Here is a 17,997-nt window from a genome sequence, read left to right on the forward strand (position 1 = left end):
GGGAGGGACGAGGAAGCCACAATGAAGATACGCGCCGGGTTTCATCTGGGCTATGAATGCATACAGCCGACGCCGATGCTGCTGGTCCTCAACATTCATCCCTCCCGTCGCGCCGATCTTTTGAGCGAGCAGATCCTGACATTCGACCGACCGATCGAAGCCTGGGAATATACCGATGGGTTCGGCAATGCTTGCAGCCGGATCGTCGCTCCCCCTGGGCTGACGACGATTTCTACCGAGTTCGAGATCTACGACACGGGGCAAGCCGACATCGTTCCTATCCAGGCCGTGCAGCACGCGATCAAGGATCTGCCCGACGAGGTGCTCGTCTTCCTGCTCGGCAGCCGCTACTGCGACATAGACAGGCTTTCGGACTTCGCCTGGGCAACCTTCTCATCAACGCCGCCCGGTTGGGCGCGCGTACAGGCGATCTGTGATTTCGTGCATAACCACATCACCTTCGACTATCAGAAGGCCGACGTTCTCAGAACCGCGCATGGCGGCTTCACCGACAAGAGCGGCGTCTGCCGCGACTTCGCCCATCTCGCCATCGCGCTTTGCCGATGCATGAATATTCCTGCTCGATATTGCACGGGCTATCTCGGCGATATCGGCGTTCCGGCCGACCCCAATCCAATGGATTTCAGCGCCTGGTTCGAGGTCTTTCTCGGTGGTCACTGGCACACGGTCGATGCCCGCCACAACACGCCGCGTATCGGCAGAATTCTGATTGCAACGGGCCGAGATGCCACCGACGTCGCGATGTCGACGGCTTTCGGCCCGGCGACGCTTTCCCGCTTCGAGGTGATCACCGAAGAAGTTCCGTAAGAGAAGCCGCCGCAGGCGGATCCTAAGCCTTCTTGAGGAATTCGGTTTTCAGCACAAGGCCTTTGACCTGTTTGGTGTTGCACTCGATCTCGCCGGGATTGTCGGTCAGGCGAATGGCCTTGACCAACGTTCCGCGCTTCAGCGTCTCCGAGGTGCCCTTGACCTTGAGGTCTTTGATCAGTGTCACGGAATCGCCATCGTGAAGCTGGCTTCCGTTGCTGTCCTTTACAATAATGTCCCCGGCCATGATGTCCTCGCTTGATGATGCGGGAGGGGAAATCACGACGACACGGGATAGTCAATCGCCGGCCCCGGGCCGTCCCATCCGATCCTCGGTTTCCTGGGCTCTCCAAGGGGTGGCTGCACAGACCTCACGAACACAGCTGCGCAGCCAGCGATGCGCGGGATCGGCATCCATCCTCGGGTGCCAGAGCAGTGAAACCGTGAGCTCCGGCGTCGGAACGGGAAGACGGAAACTGTGCATTCCCGCTCGCAAGGCTGCCGTGTGCCGTTCAGGGACGCTCGCGACCAGGTCAGACGCGCGGGCGAGGGCCAGCGCGGTGGAAAAGCCGCCGACGATGGTGGCGACCTGCCGTTCCAGCCCGAGCGCATGCAGAGCGTCATCGATGGCTCCTTTGTCGAGTCCGCGCCGCGAGACGGCGATGTGGCCACCGGCCGCGTAACGGGAGGGCGTGATTTCATCCCCGCAAAGTGGATGCCCCACGCGCACGACGCCGATGAACCGGTCGTGGAACAAGGCCTGCGCCCGCACCTCCGGTCCCATCGTCTCGCCGACGACACCGGTTTCCAGATCAACGCTTCCGTCACGCAACGGCGCGCTGTCCTTGTCCGGTTTCTGGACGAAGCGCAGCCTCACACCAGGGGCTTGCTCGCTAAGGCGAGCGATGAGGCCGGGGCCGAAGCTCTCGGCAAATCCTTCGCTTGCGCGCAGCGTGAATGTCCGAACGAGCCGGCCGATGTCAAGCGCTTCGGCAGGTCGCAGAACCGCCCGACCTTCCTCGACGATGCGGCCGACCCGCTCGCGCAGTTCGAGCGCCCGGGGTGTCGGAACCAGGCCGCGGCCGGCGCGCACCAGCAACGGATCGCCGGTAGCCTGGCGCAATCGTGCCAGCGCCCGGCTCATTGCCGATGGGCTGAGCCGCAGCCGCTCGGCCGCACGGGCAACGCTGCCTTCGGCGAGCAGGACATCCAGGGTGACAAGCAGGTTGAGGTCAGGGGTCGACATCCAAGCGGTATAACACGGTTTTCCGGTGATGTGGCGCCAAACGCACGAATGAAATGCAAATGCTGCGCATTCCGCCATGCCGGTGCCAGAGCTACGCTTCGATGGCTCCGTTTCAGGAGCGTCAATACATGGAGGTCCTGTTGCAGCCGATCATTGAAGCACAGGGTGAGGCAGCCGCCGATCGCCCCTATTCCGTCCGCTGGGCGCTCGCCAGTCTTTGCCTCTCCATGCTGCTGCCGTCGCTCGGCACCAGCATCGCCAATGTCGGCTTGCCGGCCATGGCGCGGGCATTCGACGGCTCCTTCCAGGAGGTGCAGTGGATCGTTCTGGCCTATCTCCTTGCTACCACCACCCTCATCGTCAGCGTCGGGCGGCTGGGCGACATGATAGGCCGAAGACGGCTTCTGCTCATCGGCATCCTGCTCTTTACGCTCGCCTCCGCCTTCTGCGGGCTTGCGCCGGCGCTGTGGCTGATGACCGCCGCGCGTGCGTTGCAGGGTCTAGGCGCTGCCATGATGATAGCCCTCTCCATGGCCTTTGTCGGCGAAACGGTGCCGAAGGCGAGGACCGGCAGCGTCATGGGGCTGCTCGGAACCATGTCGGCGATCGGTACCGCTCTCGGCCCATCGCTCGGCGGCGTTCTGATCGCCGGGTTCGGCTGGCCGGCCATCTTCCTAGTCAACGTGCCGCTCGGCATCGTCACCTTCACGCTCGCCTATCGTTTTCTGCCGGCCGATTCCGAGATTAGGAAAGCCGAGAGCGCCCGCTTCGATATGGCAGGCACCTTGCTGCTTGCCCTGACGCTTTCGGCCTATGCGCTGGCGATGACGATCGGGCGGGGCAGCTTCGGGTTGCTGAACCTGTCCCTGCTGGCGGCCGCTGTTTTCGGGACCGGTCTCTTCGTCTTCGCCGAGTCGAAAACGGCGTCGCCGCTGATCCGATTGGCGGTGTTCCGCAATCGGGTGCTGAGCGCCAGCCTGGCCATGAACGCGCTCGTCTCGACGGTGATGATGGCGACGCTGGTGGTCGCACCGTTTTATCTCTCCCGTGTGCTCGGGCTCAGCGAGACCGCAGTCGGAGCCGTCCTGTCGATCGGGCCCGTCATCTCCATCTGCGGCGGAATTCCCGCTGGCCGCCTGGTCGATCGTCTGGAGGCGTCATTGGTGATCGCCGCAGGCCTCATCGCCATGGCGGCCGGCGCCATCGCGCTTGCAGTGCTTCCCGGAATTGCTGGCTACATCGCCGCCATCGCCATCCTGACGCCCGGCTATCAGTTGTTTCAGGCGGCCAACAACACCGCCGTCATGGCCGATGTCGGACCCGACCAGCGCGGCGTCATCTCGGGCGCGCTCAACCTGTCGCGCAATCTCGGACTGATTACCGGCGCCTCGGTCATGGGCGCGATATTCGCGCGAGCGTCGGGGACATCGGATATCGCTGTCGCACGCCCCGAGGCCGTTCACTGGGGCATGCAGATCACTTTTGCCGTCGCAGCCATGTTGATCGCCGCGGCACTCGCCATCGCGGTCGTGACTTACGGCGTCGGCCGAGCGGCCAGCAGATTTCATAAGGAGGTCGACGGCGTGGTCGTGAAGCAGCGCGCGACCGAGCAGGATTGAGACCAAGGTCCGACCTGACCCGGACTTCGTGCCGATACCCAAGCCCGGGTCGCGACAATAGGTTTCGCGGCGAGTCGGATTTGCGGAGTTTTAGCTGTGACCAAGATCTTACTTGTGGGAATGATACTGACGCCGGTCATTTTCTGGGGTTCTATTGGCGCGCTGATCTACTCGATGTTGTCATGAACGTCTATTGCACCGATCGTCCGCGGCTCAGAGCCGGGCTTGAGGCGCGTCGGACCGGGCAGGTGCCGCCCTCGAAGACCTTCCGAAGCTGATGCGCGATCTGTGGCTTCTTGCGCAGGATCAGGCGGTGCGGGCGCCAGGGTCAGATCGTGAAAGATCATCTGGTGAAGCTCCCGAACGATCATGCTGATCACTGGAGAGCTGAGCCCCTTGTTCATTGTCTCGGAACAAGCCCGTCAAGCAGGAAGTCCACGCCTTTCCTGAAAACGCCGTCCCAATCATTGTCCAACAGCAGACGAGCACGCTCGATCGTCGGATATTCTTGGCTGAGGTGAGCAAGACGCTGCTGCCCGGCGAGCATATCTTCGTCCGAAAGGTCGAAGTTCGCACGGGTGATGGTCGCGCCCATCACATAGTTCCAGAGCGACCATATCGCGCCGTTCAGATCCGCCTCGTCGACGCCGGCTCTGGATAAGATCCCGCCCAGCAGCTCCAGACGAGCGAGAATGTTCGGGCCGAGCGCCCGGCGCGGAAGCAGCGACGCCGACCAGGGATGGCGCAGCATGCTGGCCCGCCAGTCTTCAAGCATATGAACGACCGCTTGGCGCCAGTCCGGAGATTCGCTCAGTTGAGGCGACCCGCGATATTCGAGCACCGAGTCGAGCGCGAGATCAAAAACCTCGTCTTTGTTGGAGACGTGCCAATAGAGGCTCATCGCGCCCGAGCCGAGGCGATCGGCCAACCGACGCATCTTCAATCCGTCAATGCCCTCGGCGTCCAGCAGCTCAACCGCGGTCGCGATGATCCGTTCGAGCGAAAGGGGCGGCTCCTGTGCGGAGGGGATCGGGGCAGCTTGCCGTTGAGGCCGTTTATCCTGAGTGCCGTCGCGCCTGGCTGCCATGCGTCTTTCCTAAAAGATCAGGACATCGATTTAAGCCGACGAAGCGATGATGTCGATCCTGGCCGTTGACTCGTACAGCGTACGATGCGATGGAGTCGTACATTGTACGATTCGTGTAGCCGAAGAGTTAAAGGCGCATTCCAGCAGGCGGCGAGGGTCGTTCCTCGCACTCATCAAGGCCTAGAGAACATCATGTCACACGCAACGAAACATCTGCTTATCGGAGGACTGATCATCATGACCATGGGAATTCCCATTGCGACGATGGCGAATGAGGGTGACCTCAAGCTCACCATCGTCAATCCGAAAAACCTCTACGACCCTACGCCGAATGGCTATAGCACGGCGGTGATCGTACCCCGCGGCGCGCGGTTGGCGTACATCTCCGGACAGGGTGGCCAGGACAGCACCGGAGGCTTGTCGGCGGACTTCGCGGTCCAAGTTAAGCAGGCCTACGCCAATTTGCGCAGCGCCCTCGACGGGCTCGGCGCAAGGCCGGATCAGGTCGCCAAGCTGACGATCTTCGTGGTCGATCACGATATGTCCAAGCTCGAAGTGCTGACCAGGAACGTCAAGGAAATGTTCGGCGACGCACTGCCGGCGCAGACCCTTGTTCCCGTTCCCAAACTTGCAATCGATCCGATGCTGTTCGAGGTCGAAGCCATCGTCATGCTTGAATAGTGGCCGCGACTGATCCCGCCGCGGAAAAACGGCGGAGCCGCCGTTTTCACCGCCGCCTGCGTTCGGTCTAAATGCCACAGCAGATAACGTCGACCGGAACGAGCGATACATCCGGGCGCTTTCGCGGCCAGTGAAACCAAGGTCGCGTCTGGAGACGCTTGTCATCCGTGGCCGCTCGTCGACGCGATCACGGCGAAGCACACTGCGGCAGCCGCAGCGGCTTCTTTAGCTTCGTGAGCTCTTCCGCTTTGGCGCAATCAGGAAAGCCGACGAGCTGCATGGTTTCGATCAACCGCTGGCGCTCCGCTTCGTTAAATCCGGGAAGGTTGACAAACCCCTCGACGGTCAGATTGGGAAACCGCCTCAGTGCGTCCGTTACCGAGACCTTCGCCTCTTCGGTTCGGCCAAGAGCCGCAAGCGCGCCAGAACGCATCACCCAATGTTTTCTTCCATAGTTTTCGGGCGTCAAGCGGTCCAGCATCCGCAGGGTATCCTCGTACCGGCCCGCCATGAAATAGGCATGCGTGAAAATCCTGGCACTCCACATCGGGAAACCTGGGTTGAGACTGAGCGCCTTGTCGACCAGCTGCGCGGCGCGCTCAGGCTCGCCAAAGGTCGAGGCCCAATCGATATAGAATGTCAGAACTTCGAACTGACCGGGAGCGAGGCGCAGTGCGGTATCGAACTCTGCCTTGGCGCGTTCGAATTCGCCTCTGTCACCTAAAAGCATGGCATAAACAGCATGCGCCTCGGCATCGCTCGGGTCGAGCTGGACGGCGCGCTCGGCAGCCGCGGCAGACAAAGCCCGGTTCTTGTCGGCTTCAACCCCAAAGCCGATCAAGATGCCATGGGAATGGCTTAGTTCGACCCAAGCGCGGGCAAGGCCGGGGTCCAGTTCGACCGCGCGGGTGAGCAGCCTGACAGCCTCCTCGACGTCCGCCTGATTGACTTGCTCGAGCTTTTCGGTGCCGAGCAGATAAAGTTCGTAGGCGTTGAGATTCTCGGGCGGCTTTCGGTGGGCGGTGATGCGGCCCGCCTCCTGGACCAAACCTGCGCCACCGCCAAGGCGGTTCGAAATCTGCTCGGAAATTTCAAGCTGGATTGCGAACAAGTCTTGGTCGGGCCGGTCCCAGCGCTGCGACCAAAGATGATTGCCCGTTTTGGCATCGATGAGCTGCGCCGTAATTCTAACACGGTCAGACTGACGCTGGATGGATCCGTCGACCACAAATCCTGCACCCAGCGCCTTACCCACTTCACTCGGCACGGCCAGCTTGTCCCGGTACTGTTCAGTCGAGTTACGGGCGATCACGTGGAATTCAGGGAACCCCGCCAGATCGGTTATTATGTCCGCAGTGAGGCCGTCGGCGAGGCGTCCGGTCGCTTCGTCACCGCCATAGTTGTCGAACGGCAGCACCGCTACCGACGGCTTGCCGCTTGCTGTCGCAGTCGGCCAGAATTGCCAGACTGTCCCGGCCAGAGCCAGAATAAGGACTGGCACGGCTGCTGCTGCCCAAACCCAGCGCGGAAAAGATAACCGCGCTTTTTGGCGTGGGGCTCGTCCCTCAAGGATGACGCGGAAAGCCTGTACCGGTTCGGCGATATTCTTCACCTTCTGCTCGCCCATCGGCTCGAAGCCGAAAGCCAGCTTTTTCTCAACCTCCCTGGCGACCTTTCCCGACACACAGATGCCGCCCGGGTCTGCCAGCTGCTGAAGCCTGGCCGCGACATTCACGCCCTCGCCATACCGGTCATCGCCCTCAACGATCACCTCGCCGAGATTGATCCCGATCCTGACACTTATCCGCTGGTCCTCGGGAACGGCGGCATTCCGTTCCGCCAGCCCGCGCTGCAGCGAGACGGCGCATTCCACAGCGTCCACCACGCTGCCAAACTCGGCGAGCATCCCGTCGCCCATTAGCTTGAAAATCTGGCCGTGATGGCGAGCAATCTCCGGCTCAAACAGTTCCTTGCGTCCCGCACGAAGGCGCTCGAATGTGCCAGCCTCATCGCGCTCCATCAGCGCGGAATAGCCCACGACATCAGCAGCGAGGATGGCGGAAAGCTTGCGGTCCATTGGTTCGGCCTCACCGCCCTATTATAGGACTGGTCGCACTCAAATGAAACCGACCGACCTCTGGGAACAGCGACCGGTGCCCAGCTCCGAGCACGTGTCGTAGCGGCGGAAACATGTTTGCGATCGCTAAGCAGGTACCATCAATGAGTGAACGGCACCCATGACGAGATGACCCAACCGCGGTGTCGATCGAACTAAGGAGCGCGAATCAATTGCTTCGACTTGCTTCGCCGCGACGATGATTATGCTGAATGGACCGAACGCAGATGGCGGAAGAGGTGGGATTCGAACCCACGGTACGGTTTCCCGCACGCCGGTTTTCAAGACCGGTTCCTTAAACCACTCGGACACTCTTCCAAGTGCTTGGGAAGCTTTAAGAAATTCCGTTTCGGTCTTTCCGGTGAATCGGTGGTTTCTGCCGATTTGCTGCCCATTACTCACAGGCCGGCTTTTTAGCAGCTTTGCTGGCATCGTCAACTTGTTCTGCAGAAAAGCGGCTTTGATAGCCGCTTCTCTCTGCCGTCCTCAGACAAGGACGGCGAAATTGTCGAACGCGAGCTGCGGAAAGCCCGTCGGCTCGACGTCGGGCTGAATATCGAAGCGGATAAAATCGACCGCTCCCAAGGCTGCGAGAGAGATATGCTGGCCATCGGCAATGGTGTCACCATAGACCGTCAGCGACATCTCGCTCACCTTGTTGCCGCCGATATAACCCTCGAAGGTTACAAGGGCATCGACACCTTCATAGGCGGGGTCGAAATTGGTTGCGACGTCGACGCCCTCTACCGTGAAGAGCTTGCCATCAACACGTTCGAAAAACGGATTGTAGGGATTGGTGACGACATACTCGTTGCCGCCGGATTCGGCGACCGTCCAGAGGTTGCCATCGAGTTTGTCGCCGAACTTGAATCCTGCATAACCCGAAGCAATATCCGGCAGTCCGGGATATTGCGTGGGAGCATTCTCGAAATCGATGGAATACTGTCCTTGCGGGGGAGTGTGGACGCCGATCTTGAGACTGGCGAGATCGGTGCCGCCCTTTCCGTCGGATATCTTGAACGAGAAATTCTCGCCGAAGACCCCACCGGGCTCCAGGCCGGTCGGATCACTGACCGTGTAACTATAGCTGCCGTTGCTCCAAATCGTCAGCGTTCCGTGCTCACCCTCGATGGTAAGATATCCCGGCTCGCCCGCCTTGTTGGGAATTCTTATTCCATTGACGAATTGAACCTGAAGCAGGTCACCATCGGGATCCGAGGCGTTGTCGAGAAGATTTCCTTCAATGGCTTCCTCTGGCGCGTAATCGTGGACCGACACGTCAGGCACTGTTGGTTTGCGATTTGCCATGGCTCGTCTCCCTAAAGATGAGCGTGGAAAGGAAGGCCGGGCTGCGGCCCGCACCTTGCAAATAAACTTTCTACTCCACTTTGAGTCAAGCAACAAACTACACGCGCTAAGGGAGTTATGGCCGTCGCCATTGCCGCCAGGGACCCGCAAGCAAGAGAGCGAGAGGCCGATCAACTACCCTGAGATGAAAGCTCCAGCTGCAACCGGTGCCTGGAGAACAGCAGCTGTATGTCCTCGGTGTCTCGATCCGATATTTCTCGACCTTTTGCAGCAGGCTGACGTTTACCGTGTGCTCCGCATCGGCACGCCGGTTTCGGCTCTTATTGCAACAGCCGAAGGGCAGGGCAGAGGGCCTCGCGTTAGCAATTTATAAACCATGATCATTAGAATTGTCGCTATCGCTGCGAAATCGTTCACAAATTCGCCACGAACTTAACAAGATTAAAGCCTCGTTAGGCGGGTGGGAGTAAGGCGTTATTGGCCCAAGATGGGGCAAGGTTCCTTAACCATAACGATCTTTGAGCGGCGTGGGACATATGAGATTGGGATACGGGGCGGCGTCTTTCGCAAAGACAATGCGGTGGCTGGCGATATCGGCGATGTGCGCGTCGGTTGCAGCGTGCGGCACGACACAGGCGGTGCCGAAGAAAAAAGCCCACGGCAAGGAATATTTCTCCGAATCCGAATATGGCGTGAAGGCCAGCCCCCGCGTCGCCACCGGCAACAATATCCCGAAGGGCGGCGGCCGCTACATAGTCGGCAACCCTTACGAGGTGAAGGGCAAGTGGTATTATCCGAAGGAAGACTTCGCCTATAACAAGGTCGGCGTCGCCTCCTGGTACGGCTCGGCCTTTCACGGGCGCCTGACGGCGAACGGCGAAGTCTACGACCAGATGCATCTATCCGCCGCGCATCCGACCTTCCCGCTGCCGAGCTATGCGCGCGTAACCAATCTCGAAAGCGGCTCCTCGGTCATCGTGCGCGTCAATGATCGCGGCCCCTATCACGAAGGCCGCATCATCGACCTATCCAACAAGACGGCCGACATGCTGGATCTGCAGCACAGCGGCACCGGCAAGGTGCGCGTGCAATATGTCGGGCGCGCCCGCATGGACGGTCATGACATGCCTTATCTGATGGCCTCCTACGTGCCGAAGGGCAGCCGCATTCCGGGGGTCAATCCGGAAGGGCAGATCGCCACCGGCGTCATGGTCGCCTCCAACAGCCGCAAGATCACCCGCGATCAGCTGCAGAGTGCTGAAGGCTATGAGACGCAGCCAAAGAATGTGCCGGTACCGATGTCGGCGACCTCCTATGCCGGCTCGATGCCGAGCGCGCGCTACAATGCGGCGCCCGCCCTTGCGCCGGGCGCCCATGTTCTGGTGGCACCCTCGGCTCCTTCCTCCAGCGCCGCTCCGGCCTTCGATCAGATGGTCGTTCTGCCGGAGATCGGTCCCATGCCCTATGAGCGGCCCTATGGCGGTTCTCAGGCTTCTCTCGCGCTTGGTTATCAGAACGACGGCGTGAAGACGGTTACCGTGGATCTCGCCTTCGACGCGGTGATGGTGCGCAATGACGGGCTGACACCGGCGTCCATCCTTGCCTCGAGCAAGCGTCAGCAGGCAAAATCCAACGCGCGCTGAGCATGGCGATTGCATCCGATTTCGTCGCGCTCTAACCTTCTCAAAATGCCGTTGACCGATGGGAATTGCGATGCTGAGGCCCGTGCTTCGCCTGCTTGCATGCCTGATGCCGCTCGCCGCCAGCGCACAAGCCGCCGACGGGGGCGCATCCGGTTTCGCTACCAAGGCGGCGCAGGCCTATATGGTCGAGGCCTCGACAGGCACGGTGCTTCTCGCCAAGAACGAGGATCAGGGCTTTTCACCGGCCTCGCTTGCCAAGCTGATGACGATGGACCTGGTCTTCGAGGCGGTGACCAAGGGCCAGGTCACCCTCGATACCGAATATCCCGTTTCCGAATATGCCTGGCGCACCGGCGGCGCACCGTCGAGGACGGCAACGATGTTTGCCGCGCTGAAGTCGCGTGTGCGGGTCGAGGATCTGATCAAGGGCGTCGCGATCCAGGGCGCCAACGACAGCTGCATAATCCTCGCCGAGGGAATGGCAGGAAGCGAGCAGCAATTCGCACAGTCGATGACGCGCCGCGCCCGCGAACTCGGCATGGAAAAGGCGGTGTTCGGCAACTCCACCGGCCTTCCGGACGGCAAGAGCAAGGTGACGGCGCGCGAGATGGTGACGCTCGCCGCCGCTCTCCAGCAATCCTATCCCGATCTCTATCCCTATTTCGCGCAGCCGGATTTCGAATGGAACAAGATCTTCCAGCGCAATCGTAACCCGCTGCTCGGGCTCGATCTCGGCGCCGACGGGCTTGCGACCGGCTTTGCCGAGGGCGAGGGTTACTCGATCGTCGCGTCGGTCCAGCGCGACGGCCGGCGGCTGTTTTTGACGCTTGCCGGCATCGCTTCCGACAAGGAGCGGACGGAGGAGGCCAAGCGCGTGCTCGAATGGGGGCTGAGCGCCTTCGAGAGCCGGCAGATTTTCGCCGAGCATGAAGTGATCGGCGCAGCCAGCGTCTATGGCGGCGCGGCGCGCACCGTCGATCTTGTCGCAAAGGCGCCGGTCAGCGTCTATATTCCGATAAGCAACCCCGATCGGCTGTCGGCCCGCATCGTCTATCGCTGGCCGCTGACGGCGCCGGTGAAGCCGGATTATCAGGCCGGCACGCTCAGGATTTTCGCCGGCAGCCGGCTGCTCAGGGAAGTGCCGCTCTATACCGCGCAGGCGGTCGGGGAGGGCTCACTCAGCAGCCGGGCGGTCGACGCCATTCTGGAACTCGGCGAATCGCTTTTCTTCTCCTGGCTCTGGGACAAATCCGCCCCCGGCTAAGCGCCTTATGCGCCTCGCGACCCTCTAGATCACGCGCTTGCACACGACTGTTCTTTGCACGCATATCGTTGCCGACAGTCATGCTCCAGACTTGAACCCTCGACCTTCTGATACAATTTGCCGGGGAAGGTGATTATGTCGCCGCGGCGAAAGGTTTTCCTTCCCGATGTCTTCGGATAGAAAGAAGAGGCGGGGCGCGCGCGTGTGCGGCGTCCGGAATGCGGGAAGTTGTCATTGTCATCCGGTACGGGACTGTTCGTTACATTTGAGGGCGGGGAAGGTGCGGGGAAATCCACGCAGATCCGCCGCCTCGCCGAGGCGCTGAAAGGCGAAGGGCACGAGGTGCTGGTGACGAGGGAACCGGGCGGATCGCCGGGCGCGGAGGCCGTTCGCCACGTGCTGTTGTCGGGCGCCGCCGAGGCCTTCGGCACGCGGATGGAGGCAATCCTCTTTGCGGCTGCGCGCAACGACCATGTCGAAGAGGTAATCCGGCCTGCCCTTACATCAGGCAAGATCGTGCTCTGCGACCGCTTCATGGATTCCTCCCGCGTCTACCAGGGCGTCACCGGCAACCTCGAGCCGGAATTCATCGAGACGCTGCAGCGGGTCGCCATCAACGGCGTCATGCCGGATTGCACCCTGATACTGGATATCCCCGCAAAGGTCGGCCTGGAGCGGGCGCAGAAGCGCAGCGCTTCGGCGGGACCCGATCGCTTCGAGAAGGAGCGGCTCGAAACGCACAAAAAACGCCGCGAGGCCTTTCTCGATATCGCCGCCCGCGAGCCGGAGCGGTGCCACGTGGTCAACGCCATGCAGACGGAAGAGGCGATCGCTGCCGAGATCCTGGCCGTCGTCAAGCGGCTGATGTCGCCCGCAGACCGCGCCCGGATGCCGGAAGCCGCCCACCATGAGTAATTTCGATTATGAGTGACGATAGGCCGGGACTGCTGGACGGCGCCATCTGGCCCGCGGAAAATACGAAGCTTTTTGGCCATGAGGAGGCGGAGGCGTTCCTTGCCCAGTCCTACCGATCCGGCAAGGGCCATCACGCCATCCTGATCGAAGGGCCGGAGGGCATCGGCAAGGCGACGCTCGCCTTCCGCTTCGCCAATCACGTACTCTCGCATCCCGATCCCGACGCGGCGCCGGAGACGATCGGCGATCCTGATCCCGCCTCCGCCGTCAGCCGGCAGATCGCCTCCGGTGCCTCGCACAACCTCCTGCATCTCGCCCGGCCAGTGGACGAAAAAACGGGCAAGGTGAAATCGGCGATTACCGTCGACGAGGTGCGCCGCGCCGGAAAGTTCTTCTCGCAGACCTCGGGGACCGGCAACTGGCGGATCGTCATAATCGACCCGGCCGACGACATGAATCGCAACGCGGCCAATGCCATCCTGAAGATCCTCGAGGAGCCGCCGAAGCGGGCGCTGTTTCTGGTGCTTTCGCACGCACCGGGCCGGCTGCTGCCGACGATCCGCTCGCGCTGCCTGCCGTTGAAACTGGCGCCGCTTGCCGACGAAGCGCTCATTGCGGCTCTTGCCCATCTCGGTCTATCGGGCGAGGGCGGCGTGCTTTCAGCGGCCAAGGGCAGCGTCGGCGAAGCCTTGAAGCTCTTGAACTATGGCGGCGGCGAAATCATCGCCTGTTACGACCAGGTGTTTTCCGCCGAGGGGCCAACGGCTCGCAAGGCAATGCATCGGCTGGCCGAGGCACTTTCGGGCAAGGAAAGCGACACGATTTTCGATTTCTTCGTCAGCCACGTTGGCGACGACATCATGAGCCGCGCTCGTGCGGCGGCAGGCGAGGGGCAGATCGCCACAGCCGAACGGCTGGCGCGGCTCTATTCCAACATCACCGAGCGGCTTGCCGTTTCCGACGCCTATAATCTCGACCGGAAGCAGACGATCATCAGCATTCTCGCCGACATCAAGCAGCCCGGTCCCTAGGGCAATTCCAGTCAAAGCGCGAAGCGCTTTTGCCGGCAATCGCGTAGATCCAAACGGTTAGAGCGGTTTCAGCCGGCCAGCAGCTTCCATGCGACGACGCCAAGCGTCACGGCAAGAACAATGCGGATGGTGCGTTCGTGCAGTTTCGGCGCCAGAAGGCTTCCCAGAACGATGCCGGGAATCGAGCCGACGAGCAGGGCAAAGAGCATCGGCCAGTCGATCTCGCCGATCAGCCAGTAGCCGGTGCCGCCGATCAGGGTCAGCGGTACGGCGTGGACGATATCGGAACCGACGATCTCGCGCACATCGAGCCTGGGATAGAGAACAAGCAGGATCGTCACACCAAGCGCACCGGCGCCAACCGAGGTCAAGGTGACAAGCACGCCGAGACAGAATCCGAGAGTGACGGTGAGGGTAAGAATGGTCGCCGGCCGCGGCGGCGTGCGTTCGCCGATAGCGCGGCGCGCCAATTCAAGTATCGGGCGGCGAAAGATCAGCATGACCGCGGTCATGACGAGAAGCCAACCGAGCGCTGATGTAATGGTGTTGGTCACGCCGATGCTCTTGCGATCGACGCCCGCCAGCAGCCAAAGCATCAACAAGGCAGCCGGCACGCTGCCGGCGGCGAGACTGCCGACGATCTTCCAGTTGACGCGCCCATGCATGCCGTGGACGGCGGTGCCCGCCGCCTTGGTGATCGCCGCATAGAGAAGATCGGTGCCGACCGCAGTTGCGGGATGGACACCGAAGAGCAACACCAGCAGGGGTGTCATCAGCGAACCGCCGCCGACGCCGGTGATGCCCACAAGTGCGCCGACAAACAGGCCCGAAAGCGAATAGAGAGGCTCGAATGTCAAACAAGCGCCTCCGACGGCGCCCAGCCACAGCAATTGCAATAGGTGAAAACTGGCACTTCGTTCGGTCCTGCCCCTCTTTCTCACGACCGGTAAATTGCGTCCGAGACGGAGTCAAGTTCACGACCCAGTGTGCCGGAAATCATGGATGGCAGCGAAACTTGATGTTTCGCTTGACGGTGACATGCGCTAAGAGCGGCTAACCATTGATAGAATAAGCCGGACATTGGCCGCCATGACAGACAAGACGCCCTTCTACATCACCACCGCGATTTCCTATCCCAACGGCAAACCGCATATCGGCCACGCCTATGAGCTGATCGCGACGGATGCGATGGCGCGCTACCAGCGCCTGGATGGCAGGGACGTCTTCTTTCTGACGGGCACCGACGAACACGGCCAGAAGATGCAGCAGACGGCGCGCGCCGAGGGGATCACCGCGCAGGCGCTTGCCGACCGCAACTCCGGCGAATTCCAGGCGATGGCGAAGCTCCTGAATGCCTCGAACGACGACTTCATCCGCACCACCCAGGAGCGTCATCACGAGACATCCGGGAATATCTGGAAGCTGATGGCCGATAACGGCGATATCTACAAGGACAGTTATGCCGGCTGGTATTCGGTGCGCGACGAGGCCTATTACCAGGAAAATGAGACGGAGCTACGCGCCGACGGCGTACGCTACGGCCCGCAGGGCACGCCCGTCGAGTGGGTGGAGGAGGCGAGCTATTTCTTCAAGCTCTCCGAATACCAGGACAGGCTGCTCGCCCATTACGAGGCCAATCCCGATTTTATCGGTCCGGCCGAACGCCGCAACGAGGTGATATCCTTCGTCAAATCAGGCCTGAAGGATCTGTCGGTCTCGCGCACGACCTTCGACTGGGGGATCAAGGTGCCGAACGATCCCGCCCACGTGATGTATGTCTGGGTGGACGCGCTGACCAACTACATCACTGCGACAGGCTATATCGAGGACAGGACCGGCCCAAGGGCAAAATACTGGCCGGCGGACGTGCACATCATCGGCAAGGACATCATCCGCTTCCATGCCGTCTATTGGCCGGCGTTCCTGATGTCGGCGAAGCTACCGCTGCCGAAGCGCGTCTTTGCCCATGGCTTCCTGCTCAACAAGGGCGAGAAGATGTCGAAGTCGCTCGGCAACGTCGTCGATCCGGTCAATCTGGTCAATCATTTCGGGCTCGACCAGGTGCGCTACTTCTTCCTGCGCGAAGTCTCCTTCGGTCAGGACGGCAGCTATAGCGAAGAGGCGATCGGCACGCGCATCAATTCCGACCTCGCCAACGGCATCGGCAATCTGGCCAGCCGCTCGCTGTCCATGATCTTCAAGAACTGCGACGGCAAGATGCCGGAATGCGGGCCCCTCAGCGACGAGGACAAGGCGATGCTGGCCCAGGCCGATGCGCTGCATGCGTCGACGCGCGATGACATGGATAAACAGCTCATCCATCGTGCGCTCGCCTCGATCATTGCAGTCGTTTCGGAGGCCGACCGCTATTTCGCCGGTCAGGCGCCCTGGGCGCTGAAGAAGACGGATCCGGCGCGTATGGGCACGGTGCTTTACGTCACCGCCGAGGTCGTGCGCCAGATCGCCATCCTGCTGCAGCCTTTCATGCCGGAATCATCCGGCAAGCTTCTCGATCTCGTCGCCGCGCCCGCCGACAAGCGTGATTTTGCCGCCCTTGGCGAGGCGGGCCGCCTCGTCGCCGGCACGGAACTCGAAGCACCGATGCCGGTCTTCCCGCGCTATGTGGCTCCGGAGGTCTGAGGCGGTGCTGATCGATACCCATTGCCATCTCGATTTCGCCGATTTCGAGGCGGAGCGCGACGAGATCGTCACGCGTGCCCACCAAGCCGGCGTCAAGCAGATGGTGACGATCTCAACGCGGGTGCGCAAGCTCGAGGGACTGCTCGCCATCACCGAGAAATATCCGTCCGTCTTCTGCTCGGTCGGCACCCATCCAAACAATGCCGGCGACGAGCTGGATATTCAGACGGAAGATCTGGTGCGCCTGGCCAATGCCCATGAAAAGATTGTCGCAATCGGTGAAGCCGGCCTCGACTACTTCTATGATACGCAGAAGCCCGAGGACCAGCAAACCGGCTTTCGCCGGCATATCGCCGCCGCCCGGGAAACCCAGCTTCCGCTCGTCATCCACAGCCGCAGCGCCGACGAAGACATGGCTGACATTCTGACGGAAGAAGCGGGGAAGGGGGCCTTTCCCTTCATTCTGCACTGCTTCTCTGCCGGTCCGGAACTGGCGAAAGCCGGCGTCGACCTTGGTGGCTATGTTTCCTTCTCGGGCATCCTGACCTTCCCGAAATCGGACGAGTTGCGCGAGATCGCCAAGACCATCCCGCATGAGCGGCTGCTGGTTGAGACCGACGCGCCCTATCTCGCGCCGAAGCGCTGGCGCGGCAAGCGCAACGAGCCGTCCTATGTCGTCAACACGGCCGAAGTGCTCGCCGAGACGATCGGCCTTTCCTATGCCGAAGTTGCGCGGATCACCACGGAGAACGCTTTCCGCCTGTTCTCGAAAATGCCAAGGGTCTGAGAGCGTGCTCTACCGGCGGCGTTTCACCATTCTCGGCTGTTCGTCGTCACCGGGGGTTCCGCGCATCACCGGCGACTGGGGCGCCTGCAATCCCGACAACCCAAAGAACCGGCGTACGCGCGCCTCGTTCATGGTGCAGCAATTCGGCCCTGACGGGGTGACAACGGTCATTATCGACACCGGGCCGGATTTTCGCGAGCAGATGATCAGGGCAGGGGTCGACCATGTCGATGCGGTGCTCTACAGCCATCCCCATGCAGACCATATTCATGGCATCGACGATCTGCGCGGCTATTTTCACAATACGCGCCGCCGGGTGCCAATCTTTGCCGACCAATTTACGATGGACAGGCTGCGTGAAGCCTTCGGCTATTGCCTGGAAACGCCGCCGGGCAGCAATTATCCGCCGATCGTGCTGCCCATTGTCATTGAAAATTTCGACGAACCCGTCGAAATCCGCGGCCCCGGCGGCAAGATCGAGTTTTCACCGCATATCCAGCAGCATGGCGATATTCATTCGCTCGGCTTCCGGATCGGCGATGTGGCTTATTGCAGCGATATCAGCGATTTCCCGCCGCAGACCGTCGAGAAACTGCAAAACCTCGATGTGCTGATCATCGACGCCCTGCAATATAGCTATCATCCAAGCCATCTGTCGCTGGAACAGTCGCTCGATTGGATCGGCCGGCTGAAGCCGAAACGGGCGATTCTCACCCATATGCATACGCCGCTGGACTACGATGCGGTGATGGATCAGACGCCGGACCATGTGGTGCCGGCGTTTGACCAGATGAGCTTCGAGATCGAGTTTCTCGTATAACTCAAGCGCTGC

The 17,997-nt window shown here is 61.2% G+C and carries 16 protein-coding genes and 1 tRNA gene; 10 read left to right on the plus strand and 7 right to left on the minus strand.

Annotated elements, in window-relative coordinates; translation table 11 throughout:
• The first annotated feature begins 21 nt into the window (after positions 1–21).
• Positions 22–828, plus strand: coding sequence for a transglutaminase-like domain-containing protein (locus GA0061105_RS02330; protein ID WP_092747726.1), 807 nt, complete (start codon positions 22–24; stop codon positions 826–828).
• A 22-nt stretch (positions 829–850) separates the two neighbouring features.
• On the opposite strand, the gene GA0061105_RS02335 is transcribed toward GA0061105_RS02330, so the two are convergent.
• The gene (locus GA0061105_RS02335; RefSeq protein ID WP_092747728.1) at positions 851–1,075 is read right to left on the minus strand and encodes an alkylphosphonate utilization protein; all 225 of its coding nucleotides are present in this window, start codon (positions 1,073–1,075) and stop codon (positions 851–853) included.
• Positions 1,076–1,126: 51 nt separating this feature from the next.
• Entirely contained in the window at positions 1,127–2,074 is a 948-nt protein-coding gene (locus GA0061105_RS02340) for a LysR family transcriptional regulator (protein ID WP_092747730.1), read from the minus strand.
• Positions 2,075–2,202: 128 nt separating this feature from the next.
• Between GA0061105_RS02340 and GA0061105_RS02345 the strand changes: the two genes are divergently transcribed.
• Positions 2,203–3,693, plus strand: coding sequence for an MFS transporter (locus GA0061105_RS02345; protein WP_425348741.1), 1,491 nt, complete (start codon positions 2,203–2,205; stop codon positions 3,691–3,693).
• Positions 3,694–4,093: 400 nt separating this feature from the next.
• Here GA0061105_RS02345 and GA0061105_RS02355 read toward each other — a convergent pair whose 3' ends face one another.
• On the minus strand, positions 4,094–4,780 hold the full coding sequence (locus tag GA0061105_RS02355) for a TetR/AcrR family transcriptional regulator (protein WP_092747734.1): 687 nt from the start codon (positions 4,778–4,780) through the stop codon (positions 4,094–4,096).
• 192 nt (positions 4,781–4,972) lie between these two features.
• Between GA0061105_RS02355 and GA0061105_RS02360 the strand changes: the two genes are divergently transcribed.
• The gene (locus GA0061105_RS02360) at positions 4,973–5,461 is read left to right on the plus strand and encodes a RidA family protein (RefSeq protein ID WP_092747736.1); all 489 of its coding nucleotides are present in this window, start codon (positions 4,973–4,975) and stop codon (positions 5,459–5,461) included.
• Between the two features lie 187 nt (positions 5,462–5,648).
• Here the strand turns inward: GA0061105_RS02360 and GA0061105_RS02365 are convergent, their stop codons facing one another.
• The 3 genes from GA0061105_RS02365 to GA0061105_RS02375 all read right to left on the minus strand — a co-directional run bounded on the left by GA0061105_RS02365 (position 5,649) and on the right by GA0061105_RS02375 (position 8,885).
• On the minus strand, positions 5,649–7,538 hold the full coding sequence (locus GA0061105_RS02365) for an adenylate/guanylate cyclase domain-containing protein (protein ID WP_092747738.1): 1,890 nt from the start codon (positions 7,536–7,538) through the stop codon (positions 5,649–5,651).
• Between the two features lie 267 nt (positions 7,539–7,805).
• Positions 7,806–7,895: transfer RNA gene (locus GA0061105_RS02370), tRNA-Ser, on the minus strand.
• Between the two features lie 168 nt (positions 7,896–8,063).
• Entirely contained in the window at positions 8,064–8,885 is an 822-nt protein-coding gene (locus GA0061105_RS02375) for an Ig-like domain-containing protein (protein WP_092747740.1), read from the minus strand.
• 536 nt (positions 8,886–9,421) lie between these two features.
• Here GA0061105_RS02375 and GA0061105_RS02380 point away from each other — a divergent pair.
• The 4 genes from GA0061105_RS02380 (at position 9,422) to GA0061105_RS02395 (ending at position 13,738) form a co-directional block, all read left to right on the plus strand.
• Entirely contained in the window at positions 9,422–10,528 is a 1,107-nt protein-coding gene (locus GA0061105_RS02380) for a septal ring lytic transglycosylase RlpA family protein (RefSeq protein ID WP_092747742.1), read from the plus strand.
• Between the two features lie 70 nt (positions 10,529–10,598).
• A complete protein-coding gene (locus tag GA0061105_RS02385; protein WP_064692070.1) occupies positions 10,599–11,792 on the plus strand; it encodes a D-alanyl-D-alanine carboxypeptidase family protein in 1,194 nt (397 codons plus the stop codon).
• A 234-nt stretch (positions 11,793–12,026) separates the two neighbouring features.
• Positions 12,027–12,707: a dTMP kinase gene (gene tmk, locus GA0061105_RS02390; RefSeq protein WP_092747744.1), complete on the plus strand. Its 681-nt coding sequence runs from the start codon at positions 12,027–12,029 to the stop codon at positions 12,705–12,707.
• 8 nt (positions 12,708–12,715) lie between these two features.
• Positions 12,716–13,738: a DNA polymerase III subunit delta' gene (locus GA0061105_RS02395; protein WP_092747746.1), complete on the plus strand. Its 1,023-nt coding sequence runs from the start codon at positions 12,716–12,718 to the stop codon at positions 13,736–13,738.
• 68 nt (positions 13,739–13,806) lie between these two features.
• Here the strand turns inward: GA0061105_RS02395 and GA0061105_RS02400 are convergent, their stop codons facing one another.
• A complete protein-coding gene (locus tag GA0061105_RS02400) occupies positions 13,807–14,595 on the minus strand; it encodes a sulfite exporter TauE/SafE family protein (protein ID WP_092747748.1) in 789 nt (262 codons plus the stop codon).
• Positions 14,596–14,827: 232 nt separating this feature from the next.
• Between GA0061105_RS02400 and metG the strand changes: the two genes are divergently transcribed.
• The 3 genes from metG to GA0061105_RS02415 are packed head-to-tail and all read left to right on the plus strand — an operon-like array spanning position 14,828 to position 17,985.
• Positions 14,828–16,378 (plus strand): methionine--tRNA ligase, encoded by a 1,551-nt coding sequence (gene metG / locus GA0061105_RS02405; protein ID WP_092747750.1) that lies wholly within the window; start codon positions 14,828–14,830, stop codon positions 16,376–16,378.
• 4 nt (positions 16,379–16,382) lie between these two features.
• Positions 16,383–17,165: a TatD family hydrolase gene (locus tag GA0061105_RS02410; protein ID WP_092747751.1), complete on the plus strand. Its 783-nt coding sequence runs from the start codon at positions 16,383–16,385 to the stop codon at positions 17,163–17,165.
• Between the two features lie 4 nt (positions 17,166–17,169).
• A complete protein-coding gene (locus tag GA0061105_RS02415; RefSeq protein ID WP_092747753.1) occupies positions 17,170–17,985 on the plus strand; it encodes an MBL fold metallo-hydrolase in 816 nt (271 codons plus the stop codon).
• Positions 17,986–17,997 lie beyond the last annotated feature (12 nt).

The organism is Rhizobium aethiopicum (assembly GCF_900094625.1).
In the GTDB taxonomy this organism is placed as follows: Bacteria; Pseudomonadota; Alphaproteobacteria; order Rhizobiales; family Rhizobiaceae; genus Rhizobium; species Rhizobium aethiopicum.

Bases quoted from the DNA above. Each gene is read 5' to 3' on its own strand.
- GA0061105_RS02345 (WP_425348741.1), top strand. From the start codon at position 2,203: ATGGAGGTCCTGTTGCAGCCGATCATTGAAGCACAGGGTGAGGCAGCC.
- GA0061105_RS02360 (WP_092747736.1), top strand. From the start codon at position 4,973: ATGTCACACGCAACGAAACATCTGCTTATCGGAGGACTGATCATCATG.
- metG (WP_092747750.1), top strand. From the start codon at position 14,828: ATGACAGACAAGACGCCCTTCTACATCACCACCGCGATTTCCTATCCC.
- GA0061105_RS02355 (WP_092747734.1), bottom strand. From the start codon at position 4,780: ATGGCAGCCAGGCGCGACGGCACTCAGGATAAACGGCCTCAACGGCAA.
- GA0061105_RS02375 (WP_092747740.1), bottom strand. From the start codon at position 8,885: ATGGCAAATCGCAAACCAACAGTGCCTGACGTGTCGGTCCACGATTAC.
- GA0061105_RS02330 (WP_092747726.1), top strand. From the start codon at position 22: ATGAAGATACGCGCCGGGTTTCATCTGGGCTATGAATGCATACAGCCG.
- GA0061105_RS02335 (WP_092747728.1), bottom strand. From the start codon at position 1,075: ATGGCCGGGGACATTATTGTAAAGGACAGCAACGGAAGCCAGCTTCAC.
- GA0061105_RS02340 (WP_092747730.1), bottom strand. From the start codon at position 2,074: ATGTCGACCCCTGACCTCAACCTGCTTGTCACCCTGGATGTCCTGCTC.
- GA0061105_RS02395 (WP_092747746.1), top strand. From the start codon at position 12,716: ATGAGTGACGATAGGCCGGGACTGCTGGACGGCGCCATCTGGCCCGCG.
- GA0061105_RS02380 (WP_092747742.1), top strand. From the start codon at position 9,422: ATGAGATTGGGATACGGGGCGGCGTCTTTCGCAAAGACAATGCGGTGG.
- GA0061105_RS02385 (WP_064692070.1), top strand. From the start codon at position 10,599: ATGCTGAGGCCCGTGCTTCGCCTGCTTGCATGCCTGATGCCGCTCGCC.
- GA0061105_RS02365 (WP_092747738.1), bottom strand. From the start codon at position 7,538: ATGGACCGCAAGCTTTCCGCCATCCTCGCTGCTGATGTCGTGGGCTAT.